At 69.8% G+C, this 17,164-nt stretch carries 15 protein-coding genes and 2 pseudogenes; 7 read left to right on the plus strand and 10 right to left on the minus strand.

Translation table 11 applies throughout. The annotated features are described in order from the left end of the window. Window positions 1-270: 270 nt before the first annotated feature. Entirely contained in the window at window positions 271-3,078 is a 2,808-nt protein-coding gene (locus tag ACFT2C_RS11950; RefSeq protein WP_377207275.1) for a BTAD domain-containing putative transcriptional regulator, read from the minus strand. After that, window positions 3,023-3,799: a hypothetical protein gene (locus ACFT2C_RS11955; protein WP_377207276.1), complete on the minus strand. Its 777-nt coding sequence runs from the start codon at window positions 3,797-3,799 to the stop codon at window positions 3,023-3,025. Before ACFT2C_RS11955 ends, ACFT2C_RS11950 begins: the two co-directional genes overlap by 56 nt. Before the next feature lie 66 nt (window positions 3,800-3,865). On the opposite strand from ACFT2C_RS11955, the gene ACFT2C_RS11960 reads away from it, so the two are divergent. Beyond that, window positions 3,866-4,063 (plus strand): lantibiotic dehydratase, encoded by a 198-nt coding sequence (locus ACFT2C_RS11960; RefSeq protein WP_377207277.1) that lies wholly within the window; start codon window positions 3,866-3,868, stop codon window positions 4,061-4,063. Between the two features lie 206 nt (window positions 4,064-4,269). Here ACFT2C_RS11960 and ACFT2C_RS11965 read toward each other — a convergent pair whose 3' ends face one another. Continuing rightward, the gene (locus tag ACFT2C_RS11965; RefSeq protein WP_377207278.1) at window positions 4,270-5,109 is read right to left on the minus strand and encodes an alpha/beta fold hydrolase; all 840 of its coding nucleotides are present in this window, start codon (window positions 5,107-5,109) and stop codon (window positions 4,270-4,272) included. Beyond that, window positions 5,102-5,575 carry a MarR family winged helix-turn-helix transcriptional regulator gene (locus tag ACFT2C_RS11970; protein WP_377207279.1) on the minus strand — a complete coding sequence of 158 codons (474 nt, stop codon included), beginning with the start codon at window positions 5,573-5,575 and terminating at the stop codon, window positions 5,102-5,104. Before ACFT2C_RS11970 ends, ACFT2C_RS11965 begins: the two co-directional genes overlap by 8 nt. Before the next feature lie 539 nt (window positions 5,576-6,114). Between ACFT2C_RS11970 and ACFT2C_RS11975 the strand changes: the two genes are divergently transcribed. Then, window positions 6,115-7,272, plus strand: coding sequence for an endo-1,4-beta-xylanase (locus ACFT2C_RS11975; protein ID WP_377207280.1), 1,158 nt, complete (start codon window positions 6,115-6,117; stop codon window positions 7,270-7,272). A gap of 244 nt (window positions 7,273-7,516) precedes the next feature. After that, window positions 7,517-7,822: pseudogene (locus tag ACFT2C_RS11980) on the plus strand (dihydroxy-acid dehydratase); the annotation flags it as partial. A gap of 30 nt (window positions 7,823-7,852) precedes the next feature. Here ACFT2C_RS11980 and ACFT2C_RS11985 read toward each other — a convergent pair. After that, window positions 7,853-9,652 (minus strand): lipase family protein, encoded by a 1,800-nt coding sequence (locus ACFT2C_RS11985; protein ID WP_377207281.1) that lies wholly within the window; start codon window positions 9,650-9,652, stop codon window positions 7,853-7,855. Window positions 9,653-10,098: 446 nt separating this feature from the next. Continuing rightward, window positions 10,099-10,542 carry a barstar family protein gene (locus ACFT2C_RS11990; protein ID WP_377207282.1) on the minus strand — a complete coding sequence of 148 codons (444 nt, stop codon included), beginning with the start codon at window positions 10,540-10,542 and terminating at the stop codon, window positions 10,099-10,101. A 312-nt stretch (window positions 10,543-10,854) separates the two neighbouring features. On the opposite strand from ACFT2C_RS11990, the gene ACFT2C_RS11995 reads away from it, so the two are divergent. Then, window positions 10,855-11,784, plus strand: a complete 930-nt coding sequence (locus ACFT2C_RS11995; protein ID WP_377207283.1) for a cold-shock protein — start codon at window positions 10,855-10,857, stop codon at window positions 11,782-11,784. 153 nt (window positions 11,785-11,937) lie between these two features. On the opposite strand, the gene ACFT2C_RS12000 is transcribed toward ACFT2C_RS11995, so the two are convergent. Next, window positions 11,938-13,170: an MFS transporter gene (locus ACFT2C_RS12000; protein WP_377207284.1), complete on the minus strand. Its 1,233-nt coding sequence runs from the start codon at window positions 13,168-13,170 to the stop codon at window positions 11,938-11,940. Between the two features lie 103 nt (window positions 13,171-13,273). Next, complete coding sequence (locus ACFT2C_RS12005; protein ID WP_377207285.1) at window positions 13,274-14,233, minus strand: LLM class flavin-dependent oxidoreductase; 960 nt, start codon at window positions 14,231-14,233, stop codon at window positions 13,274-13,276. A 204-nt stretch (window positions 14,234-14,437) separates the two neighbouring features. On the opposite strand from ACFT2C_RS12005, the pseudogene ACFT2C_RS12010 reads away from it, so the two are divergent. Further along, a pseudogene (locus tag ACFT2C_RS12010) lies at window positions 14,438-14,815 on the plus strand (ATP-binding protein); the annotation flags it as partial. Here the strand turns inward: ACFT2C_RS12010 and ACFT2C_RS12015 are convergent. Together ACFT2C_RS12015 and ACFT2C_RS12020 are read right to left on the minus strand one after the other, a co-directional pair. Beyond that, a complete protein-coding gene (locus ACFT2C_RS12015) occupies window positions 14,793-15,137 on the minus strand; it encodes a hypothetical protein (RefSeq protein WP_377207286.1) in 345 nt (114 codons plus the stop codon). The pseudogene ACFT2C_RS12010 and the gene ACFT2C_RS12015 sit on opposite strands and share 23 nt — an antisense overlap. 332 nt (window positions 15,138-15,469) lie before the next feature. Beyond that, complete coding sequence (locus ACFT2C_RS12020; RefSeq protein WP_377207287.1) at window positions 15,470-15,931, minus strand: hypothetical protein; 462 nt, start codon at window positions 15,929-15,931, stop codon at window positions 15,470-15,472. Between the two features lie 256 nt (window positions 15,932-16,187). Here ACFT2C_RS12020 and ACFT2C_RS12025 point away from each other — a divergent pair, with 256 nt between their 5' ends. Both ACFT2C_RS12025 and ACFT2C_RS12030 read left to right on the plus strand, forming a co-directional pair. Further along, on the plus strand, window positions 16,188-16,640 hold the full coding sequence (locus tag ACFT2C_RS12025; protein WP_377207288.1) for an RNA polymerase sigma factor: 453 nt from the start codon (window positions 16,188-16,190) through the stop codon (window positions 16,638-16,640). Further along, the gene (locus ACFT2C_RS12030; protein ID WP_377207289.1) at window positions 16,637-17,137 is read left to right on the plus strand and encodes a hypothetical protein; all 501 of its coding nucleotides are present in this window, start codon (window positions 16,637-16,639) and stop codon (window positions 17,135-17,137) included. Before ACFT2C_RS12025 ends, ACFT2C_RS12030 begins: the two co-directional genes overlap by 4 nt. Window positions 17,138-17,164: the final 27 nt, after the last annotated feature.

Genomic DNA, 17,164 nt, shown 5'->3' on the forward strand with positions numbered 1-17,164 from the left:
GAGGACGTCGTACCGGGAAACGGAACGCCTGCGAGCGTAGCCCGGTCGGGCCTCGATCATTCATCCACAGGTAACCGCCACTCCAGTCGCGGTAGTCGACGTACAACGGGCCCTTCCCGTAGCCGGGCCAGGCAAAGCCAGGTTCTCTAACTCGAGCCCCAGTGCGGCGCACACGCGGACGAGCGGCTCGACATCCCTCTGTCGCACCCAGGGTCGACGCGCACAACGGCAGCGACGCTCGGGCGCGGGGACCAGGTCGACTCGCTGCGGTCAGCCAGCTGGGTCTATCGGGGGCCTCTGGCCGGCGAGGATCTGCTCGTACTGCGTCTGGTGGATGCGCCCGTTAGCGAGGAGAAGCCTCGCCGCCTCATGCCAGAGGTTCTCCGCTGTCGAGGCGTGCCCCAAGACTTGATGGGCCTCGGCCATTCCCCAGAGGATCTCGGCGTAGTTGTAAGAGCTGTCGAATCCGTGCTCAACCGAGATCGCGCGCGCTCCTTCCGCCATGGCCAGTCCCTCGGCGGCTCGTCCGCCGTGCACGAGCCGAAAGGCATGGTTGATCAGGAACGCCGACCTGCGGATAGGCGTGACTCCTTCGGTCTCTTTTTCGGCGTACGCCACGAGCTGCGCGCTCTGGTCGATCGCCGCAACGTGCTGCCCGAGGAGATCGAGGACGTACGACCGGTAAGCTCCGGCACGTGCGGCTACATCGATCAAGCCACGCTGCTTGGCCTCATCGATCACCTCATTGGCGAGGGCCAGCGCCTGATCCAGTTCACCCAGGCCTTGGAGTGCCCTGACCCGGGTCGCCAGCACTCCGACAGCCTCGGCGAAGCGACCGTGCGCGCGGGCTGAGGCCTCAGCCTTGTCGAGGCTTTCGATCGCTGCGGCGTTCTCTCCGGTGGCCAGCTGTAGTTCAGCAAGGTCGTTATAGAGGTACACGGCCCATGGTTCATCAGCGGTCTCGAGCAAGGCCGCCGCAGACAACGCGATCAACGTCAGCTCAGAGATCAGTCCCGCACGAGTGCTCACCGGAGGACGAAGGAGGATGAAGAGGAGCCCTGGGAACCACTTGTCGGCCTCGTCCGTGGTGCGCACCAGCTCGTCGAGGATGGAGAGATGATCGATGACCCACTCGTCGGCCTCCCGGGGTGATGCGAAGTGGACGGGAGTGGCGGGAAGGTCGGGGACGAAGTCCAAGCGGTTACGACCCACGGGCTTGTGGAAATTGTCCCGAAACTGCTGGTAGGCCTGTGCCGCGGCGGCGAGGTATGCCAGCCGCATCCGCCTCGTGGCCTCGGTGGTCACGGCTCGGTCCAGCTTCGCTGCCTCTCCGATCGCGAAGGACCGCACGAGGTCGTGCATGGTCAAACGGCCGGTGCGATGCTGTTCGACCAGTCGGTAGCGTCGCAGCAGCTCGCCCAAGTGCCGGACGACGGGTACGGGTTTGTCGAGCAAGGCGGCGGCGATCTCGACAGACACGGAGGGCCCCGGATGCAGGGCCATCAAGGTGAACAGCTCCACCGCCTCGCTGCCGAGTGGAGTGGCGGAGAGTGCCTGGAGACTTCCCGTGAGCGAGGCGGCCAGGGAGTTCTCCCCGTCGTCGAAGCCGACGAGACTGAGCGCCTCATCGGACAGGCTCTCGAGGATTTCCGGCAATGAACCGGGCTCGGCCGCGTTGAAGCGGGCCGCCGCGATGCACAGCGCCAGGGGCAGTCCGCCGCAGCGGTCCAGCACACCGTCGAGGACCTGCTCGTCCTGCGGTGCGAACGGGTGGTCGACGCCGGACCGGAACAGGGCGCGGGCAGCAGAAGGGTCCAGTAGGGGCAGCTCCAGGTGCTCGGCTCCCTGCATCGAGGAAAGCGCCTGGCGGCTGGTGACAATGACGGCGCAGCCAGGGCCGTTGGGAAGGAGCGGGCGCACCTGGGCGGCGTCACGGGCATCGTCCAGGACGATGAGGACTCGCAGGTCCGCCGTGACCGAGCGGAAGTGGGCGGCGTCGGATTCGGTGTCCTGCTGCGGCTCTTCGCGGTAGCCGAGCGAGCGCAGGAAATGCCTGACCACCCGACCTGTGTCGAGCGGCTCGTGCCCTGGAACGTTGCCGCGAAGATCGGCGAACAGCTGGCCGTCTGGGTAGCGGTCCTTCACGCTGTGGGCAAGATCGATGGCCAACGCGGACTTGCCGATCCCGCCGGAACCGTTCAGGGCGACGACGGTCGGCGACGAGCGGTCCGAGGCGGACAACAGGCTCAGAGCCCGAGCGCGTTCCCGCGAATGGACAGCCGCGTGATCCCGGAACCCAGGTAGCTGGCGCGGTACAGGTCCGAGCCATGAGGCATCGCTCACACCGCCGTCTGCACCAGCCGTCACACCGCCCCTCGCCGCGCCGGCATGCTGATCGCCCGCGTCGTCCAGGGCGGTTTCCACGAGGGCGGTTCCCGCGGTCGTCGCGACGGGGGTCGGCGCCGTGAGCCGCCGATCGTGCCGAAGGATCCCGTGGTACAGCTCCCGGAGCGCAGGCCCAGGGTCGCTGCCGAGGTCGTCGGCCAGCTGTTGCTGGACCATGCGGTAGTGGGCCAGCGCATCGGCCTGCCGGCCGGAGCGGTACAGCGCAAGCATCAGCTGCCCGGCCAAGCGCTCGTCGAGCGGGTGCGCCCGCGCGGCGTCTTCGATCGAGGCGACCAGTCGTGCATGCTCCCCACAGCGCAGCAGCAGGTCGTTGTGATCGAGGACTGCGGCAAGCCGCTCTGCCTCGAGCCTGACTGCAACGGATCGCAGCCAGTCGCTGTCCAAACCGGAGAACGGCTCGCCCCGCCACAGACTCATCGCGTCCTGCCACAGCGCGGCGGCGTCGTCGTCCGCTTGCTTGGCCCGCGTCACCAGCGCGCGGAAGCGGTGCAGGTCCACCGTGGACTCGTCAACGGCCAGAACGTAGCCGCCGGACCGGCGGGCCAGGAGTGGTCCGCCTTCGTCCCTGAGCACACCCCGCAGCCGCGATATGTAGCTGTGCAGGGTCTGCCGCGCGCTAGGCGGCGGCGTCGCGCCCCACACTCTGTCGACCAGCTGGTCGAGCGAGACCATGACGCCCGGCTCCGCCAGGAGCGCCGCGAGCACGGTCCGTTGGCGTGCCGAGCCGAGCGGCAGCCGACCATGCTCGCTGCTCGCAGAAACCGCGCCGAGCACTTGAAACCAAACCATCTCGCCCATACCTCCGCATCGAGCCGCCGAAGGCAAGAGAGTAGGCGGCACGCTGGGTGATACACGAGCTTGGCCGGCGTGCGGGACGCGGGTCGTCCAGCACCAGATGGCCGCGCATCAGAGCCTGCATCTCTCCCTTACGCAGGCCGGTCGTGGCGAGCAACGGGACGAACGCCCGCAGGTAGTCGGGCAACAGGTCAGTGAGCTGCCACATCTGCTCGGGGGTGAGGACCACCGGCTCGTGCAGGGTCTCGTACTGCAGGGCACCCTTCACCTTCGCCGGCGACACGTCCAGGAGCTCGTGGTCGACCGCGTCGGCCAGGATCGAGCACAGGACCTGATAGGCGCTGTGCAGCGTCCCGCGCCCGTCGGTGTTGCCCTTGTAGCCACGCGCCCGGCGCTCGTCCGCCTCTTTCGCGAGCGTCACCGACAAGTTCATGTACCACGACGTGACGTCCATCCGCGTGAGGGCGGCCAGCGGGGTGTCGCCCAGGGCCGCTACGCCACCCTCCTCGCAACCAAGCACGTCGATCCTGAGTCGAGCGATCCCGTTGAAGGCCTGCGAGCAGACTGGGATCTGGCAGTCGAGTTCGGCCTGACCCACCCTGCCTGTACGCGCTGGTGCACAGCGAGCCCGGGGAGAGCCACGTCGCCCGCCTTCAAGTCCGCCATGGGGGTCTTGACGGGCCGAATCCACCGCCTCGCCACGACGGTGCACGCCTATGAGCGTCGCGCTCGGACGCGGGCGACGCCGCAGGGTGCGTTCGCCGGCGTCCAGGTCGCCCGGGTGACCGAGAACGCTGCCCGATACAGCGTCGGTAAGAACGTGCTCGGCCACCTCTTGGTCCAGCCGCCCGCAGCCTGCTAGGCACTCGGCGGTGTGGCGTCGGCCAATCACAACGGTGCCATCACGAGAGGCTGAGCCGCAGGAATAGACGTCACCCGCCGATTCTGCCGCGCGCCCTACCGCCCTATGAGAGACACGCCCGGGGCGGCGGAGACGCCCTAGCCCTCCGAACGTCGGCACTGCCTTGAACCGTGCCCCTCTGGACGGACACGACCGATGGGAAGCTTTCACCGTGAGTGTGTCGACTGCAGGAACTCGGTGAGCGCGGTTGCGACCTCGGCGGGGTGTTCGGCATGCGGCAGATGGCCGGTGCCTTCGAAGACTCGCAGCTCGCTATTCGGCAGCGCGGCGCGCAGGTGTGCGGGTTCCGGCAGTGGCGTGACTCGATCCTCGCGCCCCCACAGCACCAGCGATGGGATTCCCCGCTCGTCGTTTCGCCGGTAGAGCGGTGCGGCGTCGTGGATGGGCATGCGGCGAACCGAAGAGAGTACTGAACGCTGGAACCCCGGCCTATAGACATACGGCCGAAATCGCGAACGCAACGCCTGCAACAACTCTGGGCGTTCGGAGTAGTCGGACAGTCGCTTGAGGAGCATTCCGGTTCCGGCGACCGCGAGCAGCACTTCGCCGATCACTGGCCACCGCATGAGCCGCACGGCCGGGGACATCGCGACGCCGAAGCCGTCCGGTGCGATGTAGGTCAGGCTCGCCACCCGCTCCGGACGAAGGTCGGCGAAGCGGGCAGCGATGAGCGCGCCGAAGGCGAGCGAGACCATGTGTACCGGGCGGCTGGGCAGGAGCCGGTCGATCAGCTCCGTGAGCTGGCCGTCGAACACACTGGCGTCGTAGGCGACCCGCGGCGCGGCCGAGGCGCCGCGGCCGAACAGGTCGTAGCGCAGGACCCGGTACCCGTCCGCGGCAAGGGCGTCTGCGAGCCCGTCCCAGACGAACATGGGCAGCGTGGCTCCCGGTATGAAGACGACCGCGGGACCCTCAACCGGGCCGTCGAGGCGGTAGTGGGTGCGACCCTCGGCCAGGTCAAGGAACTGCTCGGTGAGCTCAGGCATCGGGGGTACCCCCATTGACGAGAGAGCGGGTCGTTTGGGGCGCTTGCGAAACGGATGCCTCGGCGAGGCCGCGCATGACCTGCCGCCAGCCTTCCGCGGCGGCAGGCCCCGCAGCTTCGAAGACTTCGGCGAGGTGGGCAAGCTGCGGGCCGGTGGCGGCCCGCTCCAGCTCCCGTCCAGCGGTCGTGGCTGACAGTTCTCGTTCCCGCTTGCTGCGCGCGGGTACGGCAGCCGTGATCAGCTCTCGGGCGCGCAGATCCGAGAGCGGCCGATGCAGTGCCTGCCGGGAGATGCCCAGCGCCCCAGCGAGTTCGCCGACGCCAATGCCGGCGCTTCGGACCACGACGTAGAGGACTCGGTGGTGCACGCGGCCGAGTCCTTGGCCGGCAAGCACCATGTCGGCGCCCTCGACGAAGGAGCGCCAACCCATGAAGAACAGCGCGATGTCGCGCTCGTTTGCAAACATATCAACTATGTTGACATGTTTTCTGCAGTGCCGTCACCGCCGCTTCGGCCACGACCTTCGGCAGGGCCATGAGCCAGCCGCCGAAGGGCAATCGCCCGACCAGCTCGACATGTCCCTGCGCGGCACGCTCAAGTCCCGCTGGCCCTCACCTGTCAGAGAAATCTCGGTCACCCCCCGATCGTGCAGGGCTGATCCCGTACGCACGAGACCTCGGTCCGTCATGCGCTTGACGTGATGAGACAACCGGCTGCGCTCCCAGCCCAGCCGGTCGGCCAGGGTCGGGCACGTGCGCACAGGCTGAGCCAGTTCCCGCCGCACATCTTCGCCAGCTTCGATGCAGGCCTTGGCGATGACGCGGGCGTCGCAGGCGGGATCCGGCGCCTCGGCCTGTACCGCCCGCCACGCCCCGGACATCGGAGCCCAGACAACCTGCGGCCCACCGATCCCCCCTCTTGCGAAATCGTTGTCGACATCGATATCGTCCGACACGTTCCGCGACGTGTCCGAGGTCGTCGGAACCCGATCGGAGAGGAACAACGATGTCCCATTCCACGACCATGAGGCGGGTAGCCGCCGTCTCGGCGTCGGCCCTGACTGCGCTCGCGCTGGCGGGAGCCGCAGCACAGGCCCTCCCTGCGAAACCGACCCTGCGCTCCGAGGCGCCGCGCGATCTCAAGATCGGCAGTGCCGTGTGGGGTCAGCGCGACCTCCTCGACCCCGACCCCGAGAACGCAGGCGAGTTCCAGCGCATCCTCGGAGCCGAGTTCAGCTCGCTGACCCCTGAGAACGACATGAAGTGGGCCGAGGTCCACCCGGAGCCCGACGTCTACGACTTCTCCGGCGCGGACGCCGTCGTCGCGTTCGCGAAGGCCAACGGTCAAGAGGTCCGCGGGCACACGCTGCTCTGGCACAACCAGAACCCGCAGTGGGTGATCGACGCCAGCGCCGACTGGACCTGCCAGGAGGCGCGCGACGTTCTCGAGGACCACGTCCGCACCGTCGTCGGCCGCTACGCCGGCGAGATCTACGAGTGGGACGTGGCGAACGAGATCTTCCAGGACGACTGGGACGCCGGCGGCGTGCGCCTGCGCACCGAAGCCAACCCCTTCCTCAAGGCGTGCGCCGAGGACCCGGTCGCCCTCCTCGGTGACGTCTTCCGGTGGGCGCACGAGGCCGACCCCCAGGCGGTGCTCTTCCTCAACGACTACAACGCCGAGGGCATCAACAACAAGACCGACGCCTACTACGCCCTGGCGCAGGAGCTGCTCGCCGACGGCGCGCCGCTGCAAGGCTTCGGCGCTCAGGGTCACCTGAGCCTGCAGTACGGCTTCGACGAGTCGATCCAGAAGAACTTCGAGCGGTTCGCGGACCTCGGGCTGCAGGTGGCCGTCACCGAGGCCGACGTCCGCATGCCACTCGATGAGGACGGGAACCCGACCGCCGAGCAGGTCTCGCTTCAGGCTGAGCGGTACCACAAGATGCTCCAGGCGTGCCTCAACGTTCCGGCCTGCTCGAGCTACACGGTCTGGGGCTTCGACGACGCGCGCTCCTGGGTCCCGGGCGTCTTCCCCGAGGGCTACGCGACCATCATGACCGAGGAGTTCCAGAAGAAGCCCGCGTACCACGCGCTGCTCGAGAGTCTCACCGATGCCACCCCCGGCACGTCCCCGCGCACGCCCCCGGGTCTGAACCGGTAAGACCACTTGGTGAGGTACCGGTGGCGTGTGGGCCTTGCCAGGTCCACATGCCACCGGCCTCCACGGTCGAATGCAAGCGTCGCGCGCCAGCCGCGGGAAAGGGTGGCGTTACCGGAGGTCAACCGGCGTCTGGCCTGGTCAGGAGACAAGGCCAGCCCTCGGGCGATCCTCAGACGTTGAACTGTGCATACCGGTCCTGACCTGGGGATTCATCACCGACCGCAGGCGGCTGGGACTTCCCTGGGGACTTGGGCTCGGCAAGGACGTCCTGCTCATCACGGACGGCCGGTTCTCCGGCGGGACCACCGGCCTGTGCGTCGGGCACATCGCGCCCGAGGCCGTCGACGCCGGTCCGATCGTGTTCGTGCGCGACGGCGACCGCATCCGTCTCGACGTGGCTTCCAAGACGCTCGACCTCCTGGTGGAGCCGGCCGAGATCGAGACCCGCAAGGTGGGCTGGGCGCCGCTCCCCCACGCGTACAAGCGCGGCGTGCTCGCCAAGTACTCCAAGCTCGTCCAGTCGGCGTCGAAGGGCGCGGTGCTCGAGTAGGGAACGCCGGCGGGCCATGCTCGGCAGCTCTCAGCAGGTGGGGGTCGGTGCTTCTCCTGCGAGCCGGTCCTGCGTCCAGGCGACGAGCTCCGGTGTGAGGGGCGAGCCGTCCTCGATGAGCGGCACGTGGTCGAGGCCGGGGTACTCCCGGAAGTCGATCGCCTGGCCCGCGGCGCATCGAGCCGCCACGAAGTCGCGCTGCTGCGCGGGCAGGACGAGCCGGTCGCTGAGGCCCTGGGCGATGAGAACGGGTGCGCCGATGGCGCCCGTGGGGCTGTTCTCGCGCAGCAGCATCCCCACGTCACCGTCGATCTCGTCCGCCCGGAAGATCTCCTGCGACAGCTGCGTCGCGGTCGCGTACGCGGCGAGCGTGTCGGCCACGGTGGCACAGCGGTCCGCGATCGACCGCACGATCGGCCCGTACCCCGGGGTGATCATCGTGGTGAGCTCGAGCTGCGGGTAGTAGTCGGCCCACGACTGCGCGATGTACGCGGAGATGACCTTGCCGAAGGACGTCGCCTTGACGCCCTCCGCGAGCGCGTGCAGGTCGGACGCCGGCGCGAACGCGGCCACCCCGAGCAGGTCGATCTCCGGTGCGTACTCCGGCGCCACCATCCCGGTCCACAGGGCGGTGTGCCCGCCCTGGGAGTGGCCCCACACGACGGTCTCGGCCGCGAGGTCGATGCCGTCGAGCTCGTCGGCGGCGCGCTGGGCGTCGAGGACGTCGTGGGCGGCGTCCGGACCGACGAGGTAGCCGTGCGGCCCTGCGGTTCCCAGCCCCGTGTAGTCCGTGGCCACCGCGACCCAGCCCTCGTCCACCATCTGGTTCATGGCCGTCGACGCGCTGTCGGAGAAGTAGCTCGTCGACAACGAGGGCGCGCACCGGGGGACGACGCCGATCGTGCCGTGCGCGACGGAGAGGACCGGTCGCGGGCCGTCGGGCAGCACCTCGGAGGCGAGCACGACGCCGCTGGCGACGCCAGGCTCGGCGTCCCCGTCGGTCGTCGTGTAGAGGATGCGCCAGCCCTGCATCCCCGCCGGGACGTCGTCCGTCATCGGCTCCGCCCGGATGAGCCGTCCGGGCTCAGCGGGGACGGACTGCGGCGGCGTGTAGAACGCATCGGGCGTGATGCGCGGGTCGCCCCGGTGCAGCAGCGCGCTCGCGCCGAGGAGCGCGACCGCGACGACGAGCGCCAGCACACCGCCCGCGACGTGGGCCCACCGGCGCACGCCGCGGCGTCGTCGCGAGCCGCCGACCGCGGCACCCGAAGGGTCGCCGTCCACGGCATCCGCATCTCGCCGACCGCCGCCGCGGACGGCACGTACCAGGAGCGTGAGCCCTGTCAGGACGAGCCAGGCGCCGACGAGCAGGCCGACGAGGAAGAGCGACAGCTTGGGCCACACCAGCACGAACATCCCGGCAGCGACGGAGGCGGCCCCGAACAGGCCGCCGGCCACGCGGTCCTCGCGGGACCCGCGCACCGCTCGGACGATCGCCGCGATGCCGCACACGACGAGCCCCGCGGCGAGCAACGCCGCGAGCACCCGCAGGGAAGCGACGCGCCACGCCACGACAGTGACGCCGAGCGCCACCAGCAGGCCGCCGGCCATGTGGTCGAGCCATCGCGGCCAGGCCGCGCGGTTTGGGGCTCGGTCGGGCGTGCTGCCACGGCCGGGCCGTCCAGGGATCCTTCGGCCGAGCAGCAGCGTCACACCCGCCATGGCCATGCCTGCCGCGGACAAGGCGATCACCACCTGCACGGAAGCTGCCGCGTTCAGCAGGAGCACGACGCCCAGCGCCGCCAGCACGACCCCCACCAGCGCTCGCACGCCGTCGAGGGTGGCAGCTCGACTCCGGGGAGACGAGGGCTCGCTCACACCGGTCGGATCGTGCGACATGGTCATTTGGGGACACTATCTGCGAAGCGAACCGTGAGCCTGTCGGACCGGCCCTAGGCGCGCCGACGCCGGGCAGCGTGACCCGCCCGGCGTCGGCCACCGCGGCATGCGAGCCGAGTCGGGCCGTGGCACGGTGCCAGGAGAGGCCGCGGTCCAGCACCGGCCGCGGCGACCGGCGGGCAGGAGGCGACGATGACCGACCTGCCCGGCGACTACCCCCACCCTGAGAACTGCGGTGCGCCGTGCGCCCCTCCTGGTACACCGACGCGGTGATCTACCAGCTCGACCCGCGCCTCTTCGTCTACTCGGACGAAGACGGCTGGGGCGATCTGCGCGGCGTCACCGAGCGCTCGCTCCTGTGCGCTCAGACGAGGCGCTCAATCCGAGTCCCAGCTCTCGTCCAAGACCACTCCCGAAGCACGAAGCCGCGCAGCCAGGGCCTCGTCGTCTCCGCCACACAACATCAACACCGTGAACTCAGCCGGCTCCCGCCCTCCCGTGGACTCCGGCAAGAACGCCTGGGCCGCACGCTTCAAAGTGTCGATCAGGAGGCCGTGCGGGCGACCAGACTCGGTCTCCAGCGCATCGGCGTTCTCGATCACCACGAAGTACCGGTCCGCGGGGAGCCAGCTAAGGTCCGCGAGGCAGTCGTACAAGGCGTCCCAGTTCCAGCCGAAGTAGGCAGGAAAGCGGAACTGTTCGTTCAGCGCTTCGAAGACCGCGTAGTCGCTGGAGAGTTTCAACGCATCGAGCACGGCAACTGAAGTCACGCCCTGGCGTAGGAGGAGACGGCCCGTCAGCGTGTCGCGGACCTCGTTCACCAACCGGAACGTTGCGCTTGTCTCAACCAGACACGTCCTGGACTCAAGTTTGCGATCCGGATCGTTCTCCCGCCCACGATCCGACCGTCTCGCGGGTTCCGCAGGCGACGTGCCTGTGAGGCAGTTGTCTCAGGCGAGCCGTGCGGCTGCGACCGCACGGACTGCGGCGTCCTCGTGGACGTCACTGGCGAGCTCTCGCAGTCTTTCGACCGTGCGAGCAGGAGCTACGCCGGAAACGGCTGGACGCACCCGTCTGGGGTTCTGTCAGGGACACTGGACGACAGCATTGTCTGCCGAGATGAGGAGTCTTAGGTGCCCCAGGGAACTGTCCGATGGTTCGACGCCGACCGAGGGTTCGGCTTCATCGACCTCGGGAATGAGGCCGAGGACCTGTTCGTGCATGCGTCCGAGATCGTCGGCGACGACGGACCGAAGCTTCTCCGCGAGGGGCAGGCCGTCGAGTTCGAGGTGGGCGAGGGTGAGCGTGGCCCGCAGGCGCGCCGCGTCCGTGTCACGGGCGACCGGGCTGCCGACGCGCCCGTGGGCGTGCTCGGCACCGTCTCCTGGTACGAGCCGGCCAAGGGATACGGCTTCGTCACGCCCGACGACGGTCGCGTCGAGATCTTCGTGCACAGCTCGGCCATCGTCGGGGGCGGTGTGATCTCGGAGGGGCAGCGGGTGGCGTTCCTCGTCGTCGACGGGGAGAAGGGGCCGCAGGCGGACCACCTGCTACCGCTCGGGGCAGAGGCTGCACAGTCGGCATCCGACGGCGCAGACGGCACGGTGTCCTGGTACGACGACACCAAGGGCTTCGGGTTCGTCGCTCCCGACTCGGGTGGCGAGGACGTCTTCGTCCACGTCAGTGCGCTCGGCTCGGGTTTGACCGAGCTCTCCGAGGGTGCACGCGTGACGTATGACGTCGTCGACAGCGACAAGGGGCCGAATGCCCGCAACGTGCAGCTCGTGCGCGGCTCCGGGAGTGTGCGCGCGGCCACGGACCGCGGTCGGTCGAGCCGTCCCGTGGCATCGGGCGGGCCTGTGCGCGCAGGTGAGGGCACCGTCGCGCGCTACGACGCGGAGCGCGGTTTCGGCTTCATCACCCCCGATTCCGGGGGCGCGGACCTGTTCGTGCACGTGTCGGTCGTGCGGGGCGCCGAGGTCCTGGAGGAGGGTGATCGGGTCCGCTTCAAGGTGCGTCAGAGTGACCGGGGGCCGCAGGCCGACAGTGTCGAACTGGTGTGAGCTGTGATGTCCCGCGACATCGGGGATAGTTCTGTCGCGGGGCATCGTGGTCGCCCCAGAGCCAAGGTGACCGATGTCGTCTGGGATGTTTCCGCAGGTCCCGAGAACCGTGTCAGCCAACCGAGGCTGGGCAGCCCCATCAGACAGGTGCAATCAGTGCGACGGAGCGTCGATCCGGTCGACCACCCCGGCGGACGACGTCGGCCTGGCGACCGCTCGGACGAAGCAGGCGGAGACGGCCACTGCGACGAGCACGACGACGATCGCCGAACGCAGGCCCACGTGCTCGCCGATGAGCCCCAGCACAGGCGGTCCGACCAGGAAGGCGGTGTACCCGGCGGTCGCGACCGCACTGACCCGGCGGGCGGCTCCCACGGGGTCGTCGCCGGCGGCGGAGAGTGCCACCGGGAACCCGAGGGCAGCGCCCAGGCCCCACAGGACCACGCCGAAGGCACCGATCCACGCACCGGGAGCGAACGAGACCGTCGCGATACCGACGACGGCAAGTACGGCGCTGGTGATCATCACGGGCGCGCGCCCGAACCGGTCCAGGAAGTAGCCCCCGGAGAACCTCCCGACGGCCATCGACAGGCCGAACAACGCGTAGACCAGCGCGGCGACCGGCGCGGACAGCGCGAAGCCGTCGACCATGATCAGCGGGAGCCAGTCGTTCGCGGAGCCCTCCGCCAGCGCCATGCCGAGCACGATCACGGCGATGGCCACGGTGCGCGGCTCGGTCCACACCGCGACAGCAGCGCGGAAGCTCTGCATGATCGGAGCCCGGCGGCGCAGCTCCGAGCCGGGTTCCCGACCGACCGCCGGAGCGAGGTTCTTGAGGAGGAAGACCGCCGCCGCAGCCGTCAGCACCGCCACCGCGGCCAGGTGGGTGGCCACCGGAAGGCCCACCGTGCCCGCGGCCAGTCCCAGCAGGCCACCGATCGCGATGCCCAGGCTGTAGGACCCGTGCAAGCCCGGCACGACCACTCTGCCGAGCGCGGTCTCCACGTCCACGCCCTCGACGTTCTGGCCGATCTCGCCCGATCCCATCCCGTACCCGAAGAACGCGAGCCCGACGGCGACGAGCCATCCGAGCCCGGCTCCTGAACCGATCGCGACGGTCGCGCCGCCTGCGACGATCGCGACCATGCCCCACAGCACGACGAACCGTGCGCCACGCTGGGCCACCAGCGTCCCGGCGGCGGCGATGCCGATCATCGAGCCCGCGGACAGCCCGGCGATGACCAGGCCCATCTCGGCCGTGCTCGCATCGATCGCGTCCCGGATCGCGGGCGTGCGCGAGACCCAGGACGCCATGGACAGACCCGTGACGAAGAAGGCGATGAAGAGCGCGGTCCGACGTCGGTCCGGGGACGGGTGCAAGGTCATCGGGTCGCCTGCGCTGGATCCTCGGCGCGAGAGATCGCTGTGGGCTCGATCAGGCGGTACACGGCGCTTCGGACACGGACGACGTCGGTCCGCCGGGGGCGGTTCACAGCACCCTCGCAAGCTGTTCCAGCGCGGCGAGCGGATCGGGACCGGCGGGTATGAACACGTTCGACGTCACTCCCGCCGCGGCCAGGTCGTCGATCCGCGCGCGGACCTGGTCAGGCGTTCCGGCAAGTGCCAGCTGCTGTACCCACTGGGCGGGCAGTCGCTCGACGAATTCCTGTCGCGTGACACTGCCGGCGCGCAGCGCCGCGAACTCCGCCGCGAACGGCAGCGGCGCCAGGTGCGGTGCCCAGTCCGGTTCCCCGATCCACTCGAGGCCCGGTCGCGCTGTAGCGATGGCGACGCTCGGGTCCTGATGGACGGCGGCGACGTTGTACGCGACGACTCGGTGCGCACCTTGGGCTGCGATCTGCTCGCGCGCCGCGACCACGTACTCGGGCGTGACGGGCTCGGCCAGCACCGTCCCGTCCGCCACCTGTCCCGACGTCGCGAGCGACCGCGGTCCACGGACACCGAGCAGGAGCGGCGGCACGGATTCGGGCAGCGACGACGGCGCCAGCCGGACATCCTCGAGGCGAGCGCCCGCGACCGTGCCGTCCAGGGTGTCTCCACCAAGGAGCGCGCGCAGCCCTTCCGTGTACTCGCGCAGGAACGTCAGCGGCCGTTCCGGCCAGCACCCGGCCTGCCGCATCCAACCCGGCATGCCATGCCCGATCCCGACCGCGACCCGCCCGGGGAAGAGCTGACCGACCGTCGCGATCTCCATCGCCGCGAAGGCGATGTTGCGCGACGCCGCAGGCAGGATCCCGATCCCGACGTCGATGCGCTCCGTGCTCGCAAGTACCGCTGCGGCCTGCGAAAAGCCGCCACGGAAGCCAAGGTCCTCCACGACCCACAGCTCGTCGAACCCGATGCGCTCGGCCATGCGGGCGTAGTCCAGCACCTGGTGCGCGGGAAGGTCACGCGGCAGCATCACACCGATGCTCGAGGTCGAAGTCATGGAGAGCACAACTAGCAGCGCGCTCGGATAGAAGCAAACGTCCTCCCGGACGCGGCCTCTTATCCGGCCCGGTCTCTGTGACCGTGCTGCCGCCGTCCTGAGGCTGCGAGCCCTGACGCCCGACAGAGCTCCCCCGTCGTCGATCGTGCACGCCGCAGCGACCCAGCCCTTTGGCGCGCTGGCATCACCCATCGCCGATGCCGATGGAGGCTGATGGCGCATCCGCCGCTGCTGCAGCGGATGGACGCACACTGGCGTCTCGCCCGCCACTACGGCATCGCGAACCTGCTCGTGTTCCACAAGCTGTCGGACCTGGATAACGTCGGTGACGCCGGCTCCGCTGCCCGAGCGATCGCCACGAGCCTGCTCGCGAACGCCGAGACCCGGATCAACTACCGCCAGGAGGGCGACCAGCTTGGCCCCACCGCCGTCGCGCTGGGGCTCACCGCCGCGGAGACCGCGAGGCTGCTGTTCCTCGGGCTCGGGCAAGGGCTGTGAAAAGTCCGTAACGACGCGACACTTGTGGCTCACCAGCTCCACGACGTCGAGGAGGCCCTCTTCACCAACGGGCGGACGTCGTAGCCGGATCCTCCGATGAGAACAGATCGGGGTGGTCGGGCCCCGGGCTAAGCGCCCGCCGCAGGTCAGCCACAGCTTTGTTCGCGTGGCTCGTCCACTCGGCGAAGGTCTCGGGACCAGCCTCGTGCCACAGGTCGTACTCCTCCGAACCTGGGCCAAGCACCCGGGGCGCATGATCCAGCAGCGACTCGGCATCGTCGTCGGAGATTGTTTGGCGGATCAGGTCTGCGGTCATGCCTTCGGTCACGGGCATTTCTCGCAGACTGCGTCCGACCAGCGCCAGCTCGATGAGGGTGAGCGTCAGCGCGATCAGCGCGCCGATCACCACACCCCAGGGGACCCGTCGCTGAACGCAGGCACGTCGACGTGCGCCACCAGGGACGTCCCGAGCACGATGCCGAGCACAGGTTCGGGAAGATCTAGAGTGCTGGCGGTTCCACGCTCCCCACCTCGGTGTCTGGGCGGGCACCTGGCACCGTCCGATATTCGATGCCTGCGGTATTCCTCGACGGAACTGCGGATGGTGGTCACTGCCTCGAGGAGCTCGAAGGCACGACCGTCGAGCTCCGGCAGCCCATGTGCTCGCGATCTCCGCCAGGTACGGACGAGCGGCTCCCAGCCGTCGAGGCCGGGAGCCGCTCGGTCCTCCAGGGTCGCTCAGCCGGTGACGGCCAGCCCCGTTGACGGCTCCCCGGGAACCGACGGCACCGGACGAGGCTCCGCCTGGTCGGCGGGCTCCGGCTGCGATTCGCCAGGAACGGTCGCGGAGGGTGCCGACGAGGGAGCGGCGCTCGGCTCGGTCCTGACGTCCGTCGGGGCAGACGGAACCGGCGACGCCTCTGCGGGAGCCACGGGCTCAGGAGCGGCGGGCTCGGGAGTGGTGTCGGTGGGAGCCGACGGCACGCGCGCCTCCTCCGCGGGAGCCGACGGCACGGCCGACGGCTGGTCCGACACCGCCGCACTGGCCGTCGTGCATGCCGCGGCCAGCAGCACGACGGCGAGCGCGCTGCCCGCAGCGGCGACGCCCCGCGAGGCGGTGCTCCAGACCGTACGGGCGCGCCGGGGCGGGTTGGTGATCGAGCGGCCGGACGGGGTTGATGAGTTTCGGTTGAGAGTCACAAGGCGTTCAATGTCCGCCCGTGCGGGGAGCATGACGCCTCCAGGACGTGACGTGGTTCACACGAGCCGGGTGTCATGGTGAGGGCGTTGCCGGACACCGATCAGTCCTAGACCCGTATCTCGTAGTAGCAGCCCGCAGTACCTCCCCCCGCCCCTGGAGACCACGCTGTCCACCGACACCGAGCCACGCGACCACGCCGAGGGCACGCTCACGCCGGAACAGACGGAGCTCCTGTTCGCCGAGCATGCGCGCGCCGTGTACCGATACGCGCGAGCGAGGCTGGCCGCCCCCGAGGCGGAGGACATCGTGGCCGAGGTCTTCCTGATCGCCTGGCGCAAGGGCGAGGTTCCCGACGAGCCACGCACCTGGCTGCTCGCGATCGCCCGGCGGGCGCTGGCCAACCAGGTCCGGGGCGAGCGGCGGCGCGCGGAGCTCACCGAGCGAGCCCTGCGGCACCCCGCGCAACCCGGGCAGGACGACGCGCGGCTCGTCGACGAGCTCGACGTCCTGCATCGCGCCCTGACGCTCCTGCGCCCGGCCGACCGTGAGGTGGTCGAGCTGCTGGCGACCGCCGAGCTGAGCACCGGCGAGGTCGCTCGGGTGCTCGGCTGCTCGGCGGCGTCGGCGGCCACACGTATCCACCGGGCGCGACGGCGGCTGCGGGCCGCCTATCGCACCGTGACCGAAGAGCCCGGAGGGCTGACATGAGAGCAACGGACGACAGCTTCGCACGTGCTCGCCGGGCGTTGCACCAGGTCGACGCGGAGGTGGACCTGGCCCGCCTGCGCGCGGTCACCGCGGAGCGCGACCGGTCGGGTACGGACCTGCTCCCTCCGGACGAGAGCGACGTGTTCGTGGTGGAGATCCTGCGCACCGGGCAGCGGCCCGCACACCCTCGCCGTCGGGCGACCGTGTGGGCTCTGGCCGCCACCGTGGCGCTGCTGTGTAGCGCGGGCGTCGGCATCGCGACGCTCTGGGCCGAGCCCGGCGGGACACCTCCCGGCTCGCAGGTCCCCTCCGCGCCGGCCCCGCAGCCCTCGCGGGAACCGGAACCCGACAACAGCACGACCACGGACCCGCGCGAGTGCACGGTGCCGGCACCCATCCCTTCGCCCGGGTCAGGCCGGACCGCGGACGTGCCCGCGTCCGAGGCCTGTTCGCCCACACCCGTGCCGTCGACCCCCACGGACCGGGCAAAGCCCTGAGGGCGTCAGCCAAGACGAGCGGCTCCC

The sequence above is a fragment of the Promicromonospora sp. NPDC057138 genome, from assembly GCF_042670845.1.
GTDB lineage: Bacteria > Actinomycetota > Actinomycetes > Actinomycetales > Cellulomonadaceae > Promicromonospora.

Bases quoted from the DNA above. Each gene is read 5' to 3' on its own strand.
- ACFT2C_RS11975 (WP_377207280.1), top strand. From the start codon at position 6,115: ATGTCCCATTCCACGACCATGAGGCGGGTAGCCGCCGTCTCGGCGTCG.
- ACFT2C_RS12030 (WP_377207289.1), top strand. From the start codon at position 16,637: ATGAGAGCAACGGACGACAGCTTCGCACGTGCTCGCCGGGCGTTGCAC.
- ACFT2C_RS11960 (WP_377207277.1), top strand. From the start codon at position 3,866: ATGGGGGTCTTGACGGGCCGAATCCACCGCCTCGCCACGACGGTGCAC.
- ACFT2C_RS11970 (WP_377207279.1), bottom strand. From the start codon at position 5,575: ATGTTTGCAAACGAGCGCGACATCGCGCTGTTCTTCATGGGTTGGCGC.
- ACFT2C_RS11965 (WP_377207278.1), bottom strand. From the start codon at position 5,109: ATGCCTGAGCTCACCGAGCAGTTCCTTGACCTGGCCGAGGGTCGCACC.
- ACFT2C_RS12000 (WP_377207284.1), bottom strand. From the start codon at position 13,170: ATGACCTTGCACCCGTCCCCGGACCGACGTCGGACCGCGCTCTTCATC.
- ACFT2C_RS11950 (WP_377207275.1), bottom strand. From the start codon at position 3,078: ATGGTCTCGCTCGACCAGCTGGTCGACAGAGTGTGGGGCGCGACGCCG.
- ACFT2C_RS12005 (WP_377207285.1), bottom strand. From the start codon at position 14,233: ATGACTTCGACCTCGAGCATCGGTGTGATGCTGCCGCGTGACCTTCCC.